Genomic DNA, 13747 nt, shown 5'->3' with positions numbered 1-13747 from the left:
AGAACTATATGGAATTGTCAGCGGTTTTAACTCCTGCTCCTGAAGGTGGATATATTGCTTATAATCCTGAAACTGGAACTACCACTCAAGGTGAAACAGTAGAAGAAGCGCTTTCTAATTTGCAGGAAGCGACAGAACTGTATTTAGAAGAATTTCCTCTTTCTTACCGTGGTCCTTCTTTATTAACTACTTTTAGAATCCCAAATCATGCCTAAGTTGCCGGTCCTTTCAGGCGCAGATGTAATTTGTGCATTGAAAAATTTGGGATTTGTAGTTGTTCGACAACGGGGTAGTCATATTGTAATGCGGCGAGGTTCGAAAGGTTGCGTAATACCAAATCATCGCGAATTAAAATTAGGAACTTTGACAGGAATTCTTAAACAAGCTGGTATTACACCGGAGGAATTTATTAAAGCACTAGCAGACTAGAATTGCCCCTTACCCCAGCTTGATATTCCCGCAGGCGGCGAGCTGGTCCGCCATGATGGCCAGGGCTCCCTGGGGGCGGTATGCTTCGTCGTAATCAGTATCCCTATTCATAGTGATGAGGGCCTCTACCTCGGTGGCCAGGTCGCTTTGGTATCGTAATCGGTTTCCCAGGGCTGTTGCCCAGGCGTCAGCGGCGGCGGCGGCAGGGGCCACAACGAGGGCCCCATCGGCCTTGCCGAAGCTTAATGAAGGCCCCACCGTGCCGGAAGAGCAGGCGAGGCCGCAGGGGCTTTGCTCAGGGTTTACAATCACCGAAATTTTTTCCGAGAGGGAAGAGAGCCCCCCATAGACCCGCACCGGAAGGGGAGCTTTCACCGTAAGCCAATAGTCCCCCCCATTTTCTATGACCAATTCATCAAAATGGAACCGGTCCTGCAGGGCCATGCCAAGGTGCTCAGCAATGGCCCCCGCCACGGCGGCCATGGGCCCCACGCCGGCAATGCGGCCCGCCAGCAACATGGACCGAACCGGTTCGGGGGCATCGGCATCAGAGGGGAGGGGCTCTAAAGAGGTAAGGAATTCCGGGTGCATTGCGGCATAGTCCTGAATGTTTGACCGGAGCTCGTGCAACAGCTCCGAAGCCTGGTAACGAAGCTCCGCCTCCAGTGCCACAACTTCGCCGGCTCTATTCATCAATATGGACTCTTCGGATTGGGCTTGGTTGATAGGGGCCTCACCAAACCGGTTCCAGCCGATCCAGAGGTCCGATTCTCCTTCAGCCACTGTGATAGACCTGAAGCGGCCAGTTCCCATATGTTCCCGATAAAAACGGTGGCGGTACAGGGACTATTCTCCGAAGTCGAGGGTAAAACAGCCCATAGGGCAGGCTTTCACACAGCCACCACAGGCGATGCACTTATCCCGATCAACAACCAGCTTCCAGTTGCTGCGGTCCAGGGTGATGGCTCCGGAAAAGCAGACTCCGGAACAGCCGCCGCAATCAATACAACGATCTTCATCCCAGCTTAAGCGCTTGGCCACATTAACCCAGGTAACCCCAATGGTTTCGAGCCATTGCAGTGCCGCATTGAGTTTAGCCTCGCTTTCCGCATCGAGCTCTACCAGAAGGTTCCCTTCCTGGCCGGGGGAAATCTCAGCCCGCAGGATGTTTACCCGTATATCGTAATCCTTGGTCAGTTTCCAAAGGATGGGTTCCGAAACAGTCTCTGCCGAATATCCTAAAACATATTTACCCGCCATCTTATGCCCTCCGGTCCCGAATAATGCTTAATCCCTGTACCCGGCTGTGTTCCGGAAGGGGCCGTGCCGGGGGAGTAAGGGGGAAGGATCCCTGCAGGACCATAGTTTTCAGCTGTTCCGCCAGAAGCCGGGCTCTGCGGTAGCTAGAAAGGGGCGCCGTACGGACCCTTTTGCCCCGGAGCTCGATGGTTCCCGACATAAGGTCCCGGTAATTAACCCGGGCAAGGGCAGGGTGGCCATCGACCCCATAATCGCAGAGGCTTGTTTCGATGTCCTCGTTCCGGATCATCACCCGGTAAGCCATATCTTCATCCAGCACGGGGATGGCAAAGCCTACGCCGACGTACATGGTAACGCCGTATTTTTCATAGTATCCTGCCCGGATCCAGTCGGCGGACATTTCCTTGGCATTTCCCACCAGCATGAGAGTCCTGGCGTTAGAGAGGGGAATGCCCCGGTCATTTACCGGTTTTTCCGTGTTAAACTGGGTACCGTTCCAGGCTACCGAGCCGATGGCCCCTCCCAGGAAAACCGGAGACCCGATTCCTATAGTGCGCAAATAGGGATCATTCAGGAGTGGAGAGAGACAGCCTGAGGTGGAATAATTCACATTCATGAAAGAAGGCAGCAGGGTCCCCATGTAGGTGTGCAGGGTTTTATGGGTTGAGTTGGTAGCTGCAGGATAGTTCTGGTAGGCATTCCGGGGATTAGTGAGGATCATCTCGTTCACCCGGTCCTTATGAATATAGGTTTCGATATCTCTCCGGGGGTAGCAGTCGGTTCCCTTGGCATGAGCTTTAAGGAACACTTCCTCACCTCTGATAAGCTTTTCGATGATATGGGCGCCTCCAAAGCGGCCATCATCGGGATGGGTTTCGGTAGCCCCAATATAGGCGTCCACAGCTGCCACCCCGCCAAAAACGGGGACCCCATCCAGCGTAATGAGCTCCATTCTGATGGGTGGCTCAGGATGTCCAAAGTTGATGAACATACCGGAGGAACACATGGCCCCAAAGGTTCCTGTAGTAACCACATCAACCTTTTTTGCCACCTCTTCCGGTGTTTCCGTCTTAGCGAGTTCCGCGGTTTCTTCTGCAGTCAGGACCACCGCCTTGCCCGCAGCCAGTTTCTGGTTAATTTCTTCCCAGCTTTTCTTTGTTTCCCCCATATTGTTACCCCCGATGTATGGTACGGTGAATAGCCTTCAGGGCCTTCGCTGTATCTTCTTTGCTTACAATAATATACATAGCCACCGGGCTGGCTCCTGCCTGGGTAAGCAGGATGTTAATGCCCCCTTCCGCCAGGGAGCCGAAAACTTGGGCTGCAAGTCCCGGTCTATGACGAAGCCCGTCACCTACCACAGCAATAATTGCAATATCTTCCAGACTTTCTACGGACACTACCGACGGTACCGATTCTGATCGCAGTACCGCCAGGGCGCGGGGCATATCCTTTTTATGAAAGAGCAGGTTAATGCTTGTCTGTGATGTAATAACACTGCTGATGTTAATCCCCGCTGCATCAAGTCCGGTGGTTGCCCGGGCAAGAATACCCGGTCTGCTCCCGACCCCAGGGCCTTCAAGTCGAATGATCCCCATGTTTTCTGTGGCAGCCACACTTTTTAAGGTACAGGAGTGTTCCCGATCCGGTCCAACAATCGTATAGGGCCTTATGGTACCATCAAACTGGTCCACATTCATCACCCGGATCGGTATATGATCCTGTTCCAAAGGTTCAACCGTCCTGGGATGCAATACCTTGGCACCGAAATAGGAAAGTTCTGCCGCTTCTTCGTAGCTCACATAGGGGATGGTTTTAGAATCCTGAATGATCCGAGGATCGCCTGAAAGGAAACCATCCACATCTTTCCATAAATCGAGGCTCTCTGCCTGTATGGAGCGGGCAATCACCGCGGCGGTATAATCCGAGCCCCCCCGGCCAAAAACAGCAATTTTCCCTTCTTTCGTAATGCCATAAAACCCGGGCACTACCGGTGTTATATCAGAGGTTACTATTGATGAAAGCCGCTCGGCACAAACAGCCAGGTCTGCCGCGGCGTTGCCAAAGGTACCATCGGTGAGAAGCCCCATAGTTTCGGGAAGTATTTCCCGGGCTTGCAGTCCAGCTTTTCGCAAGACCGCCGCAATAATGGGGGCCGAGAGCCGTTCCCCGGTAGATATAATGTGGTCCCGGGTAAAATCGGGCACCGCACTGATGTAATGAATCCCCATGAGCAATTTCTTAAGCTGTGCAAGCCGCTGTTTAAGCACTTCCATTACAGCCCCTATTTCAGCTTCCGATTGAATATGAAGCCTGAGGGCAGACTCATGAATAGTTTCCAGCTTTGAACAGAGTATGTCCGGTGCATGCTCTGAAAGCATTGCTTCATCGATACCCTGAATCAGCATATCGGTTACACCGGAAAAAGCAGAAACCACAACAACCAGTGGTTCTTTATATGCGGCAGCCACCCGGGCCGACCGCTCTATGTCTGCGGGGCTCTTAAGGTTAGATCCGCCGAATTTAACAACAATTTGGCCCATAGTTCATGGTATACCTGAACTATGGGCCCTTATGCAACCGAGTTGCCTGTTTTTTAGTTAATTAGATAAAGAGATTTACCTTGGCCTCCGAGGCTGCTTCCATGTAGGTAGCCACGCCGCCAATTTCAACACCCTCAAGCAGTTCTTCCTTGCTGACCCCCATAATATCCATGGACATCTGGCAGGCTACCATGCGAACACCGGCGGCCTTAGCAGCCTGGATCATCTGTTCCAGCTGATCAACCTGCTTTGCCTTCATCCGGGACTTCATCATGACCGGTCCCATGCCACCAAAGTTCATCTTGGACAGGGACAGCTGACCCGCATGCTTGGGGAGCATCATGCCGAACATCTTGCCCATAAAGTCCTTAGCAACTCGGGGCTTATCTTTTTTCATGATTACCGAGAGGCCCCAGAAGGTAAAGAACATGGTAACCTTTTTGCCCACCGCTGCGGCGCCGTTAGCTAATACGAAGGAGGCAAGGGCCTTGTCGAAATCGTTGGAGAAGACAATGAGGCTTGCCGCATCTGTACCGGCAGATACCATCCGAAGGCCGGAACCTGCCATGGCGGTCCCTGCCATCTGACCGGCGGCTGCGAGCTTGGATTGGGCAACGGTTTTCTCAATGACCGCTTCGATCCGTCCGCCTGAATGTTCCAGGCTGATAAGGAGGTTTCCGGTCAGTTTTGCCCAGGACTGTACATCCCGTGCAAAACCGGGGTCCGTGGCGGATACGAGGATCCGTGTGCCTTCCTCGGCCTTATCCATTTCTGTTTTGAGCCGCATGATGGGGCCGGGGCACTGGAGGCCGCAGGCATCCACCAGGATAGTTTTACCCGCTCCGCTTTTTGTGATACCTTCGGGAATACCGGTGCCTTCGCCGTAGGTAACGGTCCGGTCTGCCATTGCCTTGGCTACATTAGGATCGACGCAGGTGTTGGCCGGCTTCCAGTCCTTAAGAGCTCCCGGGTTGTCCTGCTTTTCTACCGCCGCTGACCAGGTCTTGTATCCGCCGGTCAGGTTGTACAGGTCGGTCCAGCCATTCTGTCTGAGGATCCGCTCTGCCAGGTAGCCCCGCAGCCCGACGCCGCAGTACACCAGGACTTTTCTGTCCCTGGGGACTTCATTGAGCCGGTGGCGCAGTTCCGTGTTGGGAATGCAGACCGCACCGGGGATGGCTCCAAGTTCAAATTCTTCCCGGGTTCGCACATCGAGTACAAAGGCTCCCTTTGCCCGCAGTTCCTCAAATTGTTTCCAGGAAACGACCTTGGAGCGGCCTTGCAGGATGTTTTCTGCCACAAAGCCCGCCATATTGACCGGGTCTTTAGCGGAAGAGAAGGGCGGGGCGTATACATGCTCAAACTCGCAAAGGTCAGCCACGGTCCCTTCCTTTCGGATAAGGGCGGAAATAACATCGATCCGTTTATCAACCCCATCGTATCCTACAGCCTGGGCACCCAGGATACGGGTCGTCTGGGGATCGAAAATTACCTTCAGTGTCAGGGGCACCGCGTTGGGGTAATAGCTAGCATGGTTATTAGGATGGATGATGACAGAAACACAGGGTTTCCCGATTCGGGCCAGGACCTTTTCATTAAGTCCCGTGGCGGCAACAGTAAGATCAAACACCTTAGCGGCTGAGGTTCCGATTGCGCCCTTCCAGGCCGGGACCTGGTCATCACCAAATACGATTGCATCGGCTACAAGCCGGCCCTGTTTGTTGGCAGGACCAGCCAGGGGGACAATACCGACCTCATTGCTCAAGGGATTGCGGAAAGCGATGGCGTCCCCCACAGCCCGGATGTTCGGGTCCGAGGTGCGGAAGTGCTCATCCACGAGGATGGCGCCGGCACCGGGTTTCCCCTGGGGTGTAGTCTCTAGACCCGCATCCCGGGCAAGCTTGGTGTCAGGCCGGACACCAACAGAGAAAATTACCACATCGGTGGGAACCTCGTCGCCAGAGGCCAGTTTTACAAAAATACGGCTTCCCCGCTTTTCAAAGGCGGATACGCCGTCCTTAAGCCGGAGCTCGATATCCTTGTCCCGTAGGTGCCGGTGTACCAGGGCGGCCATTTCAAAATCGATGGGAGCCATGACCTGATCCAGGGCTTCTATAATGGTAACTGCCATACCCCGATGGGCCAGGTTTTCCGCCATTTCAAGGCCGATAAAGCCGCCGCCCACCACCACCGCCCGCTCGGGCCGTTTCATGTCGAGCCAGGCCTTAATGCCATCCACATCGGGGACAGAACGGAGGGTGAAAATTCCTTCCAGGTCCAGGCCGGGTATGGGAGGTCGGACCGGTTCAGCGCCGGGGGAGAGAACCAGGGTATCATAGGATTCGGTATAGGTTTTGCCGGTTTTCCGTTCAACCAGGGTTACGGTTTTATGTGCCCGATCAATGGCGGTAGCCTCAGTGGCTATCCGTACGTCAACATGAAGGGTTTGATTGAATTTTTCGGGGGTCATTACGAAGAGCTTTTCCCGCTCCGAGATCACTCCTCCTGTATAGTAGGGCAGACCGCAGTTGGCATAGGAAATGTAATCTCCCCGTTCTACCAGGATGATTTCCGCATGCTCATCATTTCTGCGAAGCCGGGCCGCGGTGGTGGCCCCGCCGGCAACGCCGCCGATGATAATGTATTTCGCCATGATTTACTCCTTCTCATGAACTAAAATTATGGATTCCAAGGCCGGAGGAATATCGATGCCTTCGGTCTTCATATGTACTAACAGTGTTTTGCCCGCCTCGGTCGGCCGGTTCTGCCAGTGACGGCGGTCTTCCCGGTTCTGTTCCCGTTCCAGGAGCCCTTTCCGTTCAAGGCCGGCGATGATGCGGGAAAGCCGGGATGGGGAAAGCCCCACATCTTCGGCCAGGTCATGGGCATAGCGGCAGCCCCCATCAATGGCGCAGAGCACCATCGCTTCGGTCAGGCTGATGTGATAGGTTGCCTGTATGGCTTCTTCCAGCTGGGTAATCGAGCGTAAAATATCTTTTAAGGCACATAATTGTTGATGCATGATTGCTTCTGTTAACAGTTGTTACTAACAACTGTTTTATAAGGCAATTATATGTATTTTTATCGATATGTCAAGAGAGATATCATTGGGTTCATCCTATCTCTTGCGAATCAGGAAAATCTGCAGTACAGTAATCATTCTATGAAGTGTCCGTTCTGCGACAGTGTTCCAAGCAAAAGTTTTATGACAAAAAAAAGGTCTTTTTTTGCCTGTGATTCCTGTGGTTTTGTATGGGCCGATCCGAAGTCCTTCCTGGACCGGGAGGCTGAACAGAATCGGTATATGCTCCATAATAACAATCGCTACAATAAAGAGTATGTTCAGTTTATTTCGACAATTTTAAACAGGGTTTTGCAGCGATGGAATATAATAGTAAATGATGCGGCCCCACGTATTTTAGACTGGGGCTCAGGACCTGAGCCAGTAGCCTCAGAGCTGCTCCGCGAACAGGGGTTCCAGGTTGAGTCTTATGATCCCTTTTTTGGGCCATCCCTTCCTCAAGAACAGCAACGATTTGACATTATTATTTGCATTGAAGTAGCGGAACACTTTAAAAATCCTCTCGCTGATTTTGCTGCTATGAACCACTACTTAAAGCCCGGCGGTCTCCTTGCAGTCCATACCCATACACTGCCAGATCAATATTTTTCTATAAAAAATGATGAAATTTCACGTTTTTTTAGCTCCTGGTGGTACAAGGAGGATCCCACCCATGTTGCCTTTTATTCAGAAATTACCTTGAGGACCCTTGGTTTTGTATGCGGTCTTCACTACGAACATGGAGATGGCTCAGATGAGGGAACATTACACTATTTCATTAAGCCTCTGCCTGTTTTGGTAGCAGGTGGTGCAAATGTTGATATCGAAGGACGCCCCTTTGGACCTCTTAACGATCGGGATTCTAATCCCGGAAGGGTGCGTTTTTCCCGGGGTGGTGCAGGGCGGAACATAGCGGAAAATTTGGCTCGGCTTAACATTCCGGTACAATTTATTTCTGTATTCGGTAAAGATCCTCTGTCTCGTATGCTTCTTGAAGAAACTAAAGCAGCAGGAGTCGGACTCGATGGGTGTCTCTTAGTAGAAGCCGATAGTCCTTCCTGCTACCTTTCCATTCTTGATGAAACTGGGGATATGAAGCTAGCCCTTTCATCGATGGATTCAATCAAGCGGCTCACCCCTGATGTTCTGGAGGCCTGCCTCTCAGCGCTCTCTGATCAGACCTGTGCCGGGGATAGCGCTTTCGATGCAAGGTCCCCCAGCGCTACTGGTGCTACCAGCGCTGGCCTAGTCTATTCTATGGTGATCATTGATGGCAACCTCATTCCCGAAACCATAGAAGCACTCCTCGATAGGTGCCCAGGTATTCCAGTCTGGTTTGACCCAGTTTCTATTACCAAGGCCCGCAGCATTGCCTCTTACAAAGGAGGAGCCCTTATAGGCCGCTTCTTTGGTATCAAACCGAACAGGGATGAGCTCTTTGCCATAGCAGAAAGTCTGAACTGGGGGGAATCAAAGATAATACCCAAGTCTATTCATCAATTTATAGAATCGATTTCTCCACAGGAGCATTCGTCGATTCCACGAAGAGATCTAGAACGGATTCTTATGGCTTCCCGGTTTTTACTTGACAAAGGTTGTCAGGAATTACATGTCAGTCTTGGCACCGAAGGAGTCATAGTGATGAACAGTGTTTCCATTATGTGGGGGCGTCCTCCGGTCCTACCCATGATCAGTGCTACCGGTGCAGGAGATTCTTATCTGGCTGCTATCGTTCGAACCAGATGTCTTGAATCTCTTGTTGGAGCACATGACCTTGTGGTTCGATCCGGGTGTGCAGCCTCTGCTATTACCTTGCAGGATCAGAATGCAGTAAGCCCGCAGATGTGCCCACTTGCTTTATACCGGCTTTTACAAGCCTGGAAGAAAAACAAAGCTTTTAACTTACTGGTTCACGATTAATTTTTTATGAGGAGTATATATGAAGACGAAGGATGCAACTGCAAACTATCTTGTATTATCTGAAGAGGTTGCTTCGGCCATATCCGGTGGCAAACCGGTGGTTGCCCTGGAATCTACCATTATTAGCCATGGTATGCCCTATCCAAAGAACGTAGAGACTGCCCTGCAGGTAGAAGCCCAGGTCCGCTCTTATGGGGCCATTCCAGCCACCATTGCCATTATGGACGGCAAACTAAAGGCGGGGCTGACCACCGATGAAATTGAGTTTCTAGGTAAAAAAGGCCAGGAAGTGATTAAATGCAGCCGACGGGATATCCCCTTTGTACTCGCTAAAAAAGAAACCGGCGCTACCACCGTAGCGGCTACCATGATTGTGGCAGAAATGGCAGGTATTCAGGTCTTTGCAACCGGCGGTATTGGGGGTGTCCATCGCTTCGCCCAGGAAACCTTTGATATTTCTGCGGATCTGGAAGAATTAGCCCAAACCAGTGTGGCTGTTGTCTGTGCAGGTGCAAAAAGCATCCTCGATCTGGGCCTTACTCTGGAATACCTTGAAACCCGTGGTGTACCTGTCATCGGCTACCAGACCAGAGAACTTCCTGCCTTCTACTGTAGAACATCGGGCTTTTCTGTAGATTACCGGCTTGATACACCTCAGGAAATTGCTGAGGTTTTAAATCTGAAATGGAAAACCGGGCTTGCCGGCGGTGTGGTTATTGCCAATCCAATACCCGAAGTCTATGCACTTCCCAAGTCAGAAATCGACCGGGTCATTGAACAAGCCCTCACCGAAGCTCGTCAGCGGGGGATTAAAGGAAAAGAAACTACCCCCTTTTTGCTGGCTAAAATTGTGGAACTCTCCGGTGGTAAAAGCCTCGAAGCCAATATACAATTAGTATTGAACAATGCAGCCCTTGCTGGCCAGATTGCGGCCAGTTTAGGTTCTCTTAATATTAAGGAGGTTTATTGATCGTGGCTGCTGGTCTTACAGCAACAGCACAGGATTTGCACCAGGGGTTTACCAAAGCGGAAGTACTGCAACTCGCACCGGACGATAAGGTTTTAATTATCAGTGATTTTCATATGGGTAATGGCGGCCGCAGCGATGATCTGTTAAAAAATCAGGAACTGATTCAGGATATTCTTGAAAAATATTATCTATCCCAAAACTGGTATCTTGTATTAAACGGAGATATTGAAGAACTCCAACGTTATTCCTACACGAACATACGAACCTATTGGAAAAGGCTTTATGAACTCTTTGATACCTTTCATGAGAGGGGCCGGTTTTATAAAATTCTTGGTAACCATGATGATGATCTAATCTTAGAAAAGCATTATCCCTATCCGTTACTGGACTCCCTCAGAATAGAAACCCCAGTACTACCGATCTATGTGTTTCATGGGCATCAGGGTTCAAAAATCTATACCCATTATAACCATATCATCAGGGCCGGTCTCAGATACCTTTTAAAGCCTTTGGGTATCCGTAATATTTCTTCGGGCCGCAGTCCCCGACATCGGTTTGCTGTCGAAAAAAAAGCCTATGATTATGCCAGAACCAATGGTATCATTGCTGTTATTGGTCATACACATCGGCCACTGTTCGAATCCTTAGGTCGTTTTGACTATATTAAATTTGAAATTGAACGGCTTTGTCGGGAATATCCTCTGGCTACCGGCGAAGATCGCAAAAGGATTGCTGATGAAGTACTCTTTCTAAGGATTGAACTTGCCAAACTTAAGCGGTCAGAGCGGCGTACCAGTATCAAAGAAAGTCTTTATGGTGATGAACTCCCCGTGCCCTGTCTGTTTAATTCCGGTTGTGCAATTGGTAAAAAAGGTGTTAATGCAATAGAACTGGACAGTACTTCCATTTCTCTGGTCTATTGGTTTACCGAAGGCAAGGGGAAAAAGTTTGTGCACCGAGGCTCCTATACTATCGATATACTTGAAGGTACAGCACAACGGCGTTCAGTCCTCAATACGGACCGGCTCGATTATATTAAAGCTAAGATTGAATTGTTAGGAAATCCTTGACGTACCGTAGTCCTTAGGTGATACTAGGGAAGAAATTATCGAAAGGGGATACAGAGTGGCTGGTTACGGATCACAACGGGTTTTAGGCAGAGTGATTGTGCTTATTCTTCTCATCATCGTGCTCGCTATAGGTGGGCTTATTTGGTTCGATTATCTTGCCGTTATTGATGCAAAGGTACTCCTCTCCCCGTTGTATTCTTTACTTGGCTTAAAGCCCCGAACTCAGCAAACCCTTACGGATGTACAGACCCTTTCCCTTGATGCAGAACGGCTTGCGGTGCGTTTGGAAGAACTCAATTTGCGAAGTCTTGAATTGGATAAAAAAGAAGCGGAATTGCAGAAAAAAGAGGCTGAAATAGAACAAAAAGCCCAGGAATTACAGGAACGGCAAAAAGCACAGGATGAACGGGAAAAAACCTTTAACCTTACGGTCCAACAGTTCGAAAATAGAAGGGTAAACATCGAACAGAATGCGCGATACCTGGTTGGTATGCCGCCTGATAAGGCTGTTAAAATACTAGCGGCTATGGATGATCAGGATATTATCGACGTATTCCGGATGACCGAGGAAATAGCTCAGAAGGAGGGAAAGGCCTCCCTGGTTGCCTACTGGCTCTCCCTGCTGCCGCCGGAACGATCCGCCGAACTGCAGAGAAAAATGGCCGGAAAGCCCCGGACCCTGAATTGAGCCCTTCTTTCCTTCCCCGGCCACCGGCCTGTCCGGTGTTTCAGGAGGAGGATGGATCGTGCTTGCACCCCCCAACGTGTCCGCCAAACAGCCCTTAGGGCAGTCTGAAAAGAATCTTTTTTCAAAGGCGGATTCAAAAAGAACATCCCTATTTGGTGCCTTCGAAGGTCTTTTCAAACAACTACAAACTGCTCGAGGGAAAGAAAAACAATCCCTTAGTAAGGAAACGCTTTCTGCAGCACATCAAACATCAGCGCAGATATATGATGTAAAAAAAGTAGGAAACCACAAACAGGCCGATAAGGTACAGAATGCACGGCATATCAAGCCCGCTGGTAACATACTTACAGAGGCTGCAGTTTTACGGGAAGGGACATCCAAAAAAAGCGAAAACCTTTCATCAACCTTAGGTAAAGATGTTGTACCGTTATCCCAAAAACAGCAACGGTCTACACATGAACAGGTTGCATCCCTTAATGATCAGGATACACAGACTGCAAAGAAACAACGGGAATCATTTAAAAATAACCGGAATCAAGGGATTGTTAAAGATGTTGGGGCTGAACAAAATGGACAGGTTTTGGCTGTCTATACTACTTTGGGATTACAAGCCCAGCAAAACAGAATAAAAGCAGAACCAAGTGAAGGACCCCAGGAGAGCAAAATCAGAAAATATGACCAAACCCGGGATAAGCGTAAGGAACGGATCGATGTGGAAGTCTATGACCTGAGGACCCAGACCATTGAGGCTAAAGCCAAGCTAACTGAATCGAATTCCTCTCAGGAGAGTACGACGAAAACTGTAGAATTGACTCTTCATCTTAAAGAAGAATCGGGGAAAAATATAGAGAACCCCAGGTTATCATCTACTCAAAGTCCATCCCGATCCTTTCAGGATATGCTAGCCCAGGAACTACGGACATCGATGAATGGTGATATAGTCCGCCACGCTTCCATGGTACTGAAGGATGGGGGCGAAGGGCTTATCAGGCTGAATCTGAAACCCGAAACTCTGGGAAATGTGCGGATTAAACTAGAAATGGCTGATAATAAGGTTACCGGCCACATCCTGGTAGAAACCGAAGAAGCCCTGCGGGCCTTTGAAAAGGAAATCCACTCTCTTGAACAGGCCTTTAAGGATGGAGGCTTTCAGGGTGCAAGCCTCGAAGTCTCTGTATCGGCCGATGGCCGGGGGTCTGGTGGTTTCCAGCAGGGACAGATGCCGCAGCCCTTCTACTCCGATCGGCTTGTTGCAAGCAGTTATGACAATACAACGCCGGGACTAATGAGTCCAATTCAGAACAGTTCTTTAAGTTCTGGAACAAATCTATCGATAAATATGTTAGCCTAAGGAGGCCATACTGATGGAACTGAGTGCAACCCTTAACGCACAGGAACAATCCCTGGTTCGAATGCAGGTAGATAGTTTTAATAAAACCATTGAACAGGGCAAGAAGCCTAGCCAGAATCTGGGTAAGGATGATTTTATAAAAATTCTCATTACCCAATTAACCCATCAGGATCCGACGGCACCAATGGAAGATAAGGAATTTATCGCCCAGATGGCCCAGTTTTCTTCCCTCGAACAGATGACCAATATGGCTCAGGACTTTAACCGGCTTGCAAATTTGCTCTCTGGTGGAGAAGCAACCGGTGCTCTTGGTAAATCGGTGGAATTAACCGAAGGAGACCAGGTTATTCAGGGTGTAGTGAAAGCCGTTACCAGGGGAGCGGTCCCTCAGGTCCTGGTAAATGGTACGTATTATAACTGGGAACAGGTTACCAAGGTATATGAGGAGTAATGGC

Annotated in this window: 14 protein-coding genes; 8 read left to right on the top strand and 6 right to left on the bottom strand. The window is 50.0% G+C overall.

Annotation, left to right across the window (positions count from 1 at the left end; translation table 11 throughout):
* Positions 1-8: 8 nt before the first annotated feature.
* Both SPICA_RS07880 and SPICA_RS15880 read left to right on the top strand, forming a co-directional pair.
* The gene (locus tag SPICA_RS07880) at positions 9-215 is read left to right on the top strand and encodes a type II toxin-antitoxin system HicB family antitoxin (protein ID WP_013969004.1); all 207 of its coding nucleotides are present in this window, start codon (positions 9-11) and stop codon (positions 213-215) included.
* Positions 208-429, top strand: coding sequence for a type II toxin-antitoxin system HicA family toxin (locus SPICA_RS15880; RefSeq protein WP_013969003.1), 222 nt, complete (start codon positions 208-210; stop codon positions 427-429). The genes SPICA_RS07880 and SPICA_RS15880 overlap by 8 nt, the downstream gene beginning before the upstream one ends.
* Positions 430-438: 9 nt before the next feature.
* Here SPICA_RS15880 and SPICA_RS07875 read toward each other — a convergent pair whose 3' ends face one another.
* The 6 genes from SPICA_RS07875 to SPICA_RS07850 form a co-directional block, all read right to left on the bottom strand.
* Positions 439-1242 (bottom strand): UPF0280 family protein, encoded by an 804-nt coding sequence (locus tag SPICA_RS07875; protein WP_013969002.1) that lies wholly within the window; start codon positions 1240-1242, stop codon positions 439-441.
* A gap of 33 nt (positions 1243-1275) precedes the next feature.
* Positions 1276-1689 carry an NIL domain-containing protein gene (locus SPICA_RS07870; protein WP_013969001.1) on the bottom strand — a complete coding sequence of 138 codons (414 nt, stop codon included), beginning with the start codon at positions 1687-1689 and terminating at the stop codon, positions 1276-1278.
* Position 1690: 1 nt separating this feature from the next.
* A complete protein-coding gene (locus SPICA_RS07865; protein ID WP_013969000.1) occupies positions 1691-2857 on the bottom strand; it encodes a homocysteine biosynthesis protein in 1167 nt (388 codons plus the stop codon).
* Positions 2858-2861: 4 nt separating this feature from the next.
* On the bottom strand, positions 2862-4232 hold the full coding sequence (locus SPICA_RS07860; protein WP_013968999.1) for an aspartate kinase: 1371 nt from the start codon (positions 4230-4232) through the stop codon (positions 2862-2864).
* A 61-nt stretch (positions 4233-4293) separates the two neighbouring features.
* Positions 4294-6885 (bottom strand): FAD-dependent oxidoreductase, encoded by a 2592-nt coding sequence (locus SPICA_RS07855; protein ID WP_013968998.1) that lies wholly within the window; start codon positions 6883-6885, stop codon positions 4294-4296.
* A 3-nt stretch (positions 6886-6888) separates the two neighbouring features.
* On the bottom strand, positions 6889-7254 hold the full coding sequence (locus SPICA_RS07850) for a MarR family winged helix-turn-helix transcriptional regulator (RefSeq protein WP_013968997.1): 366 nt from the start codon (positions 7252-7254) through the stop codon (positions 6889-6891).
* 183 nt (positions 7255-7437) lie between these two features.
* Between SPICA_RS07850 and SPICA_RS07845 the strand changes: the two genes are divergently transcribed.
* The 6 genes from SPICA_RS07845 to flgD are packed head-to-tail and all read left to right on the top strand — an operon-like array spanning position 7438 to position 13743.
* Complete coding sequence (locus SPICA_RS07845; protein ID WP_041396179.1) at positions 7438-9213, top strand: PfkB family carbohydrate kinase; 1776 nt, start codon at positions 7438-7440, stop codon at positions 9211-9213.
* Positions 9214-9232: 19 nt separating this feature from the next.
* Positions 9233-10183, top strand: coding sequence for a pseudouridine-5'-phosphate glycosidase (locus SPICA_RS07840; RefSeq protein ID WP_013968995.1), 951 nt, complete (start codon positions 9233-9235; stop codon positions 10181-10183).
* Positions 10184-10185: 2 nt separating this feature from the next.
* Positions 10186-11253: a metallophosphoesterase gene (locus SPICA_RS07835; protein WP_013968994.1), complete on the top strand. Its 1068-nt coding sequence runs from the start codon at positions 10186-10188 to the stop codon at positions 11251-11253.
* 55 nt (positions 11254-11308) lie between these two features.
* Positions 11309-11941, top strand: a complete 633-nt coding sequence (locus tag SPICA_RS07830) for a periplasmic-type flagellar collar protein FlbB (RefSeq protein WP_013968993.1) — start codon at positions 11309-11311, stop codon at positions 11939-11941.
* Positions 11942-11999: 58 nt separating this feature from the next.
* A complete protein-coding gene (locus tag SPICA_RS07825; RefSeq protein ID WP_013968992.1) occupies positions 12000-13292 on the top strand; it encodes a flagellar hook-length control protein FliK in 1293 nt (430 codons plus the stop codon).
* A gap of 13 nt (positions 13293-13305) precedes the next feature.
* Positions 13306-13743, top strand: coding sequence for a flagellar hook assembly protein FlgD (gene flgD, locus SPICA_RS07820; protein WP_013968991.1), 438 nt, complete (start codon positions 13306-13308; stop codon positions 13741-13743).
* Positions 13744-13747 lie beyond the last annotated feature (4 nt).

The sequence above is a fragment of the Gracilinema caldarium DSM 7334 genome, from assembly GCF_000219725.1.
In the GTDB taxonomy this organism is placed as follows: domain Bacteria; phylum Spirochaetota; class Spirochaetia; order Treponematales; family Breznakiellaceae; genus Gracilinema; species Gracilinema caldarium.
This window is presented reverse-complemented; position numbering and strand designations above follow the sequence as displayed.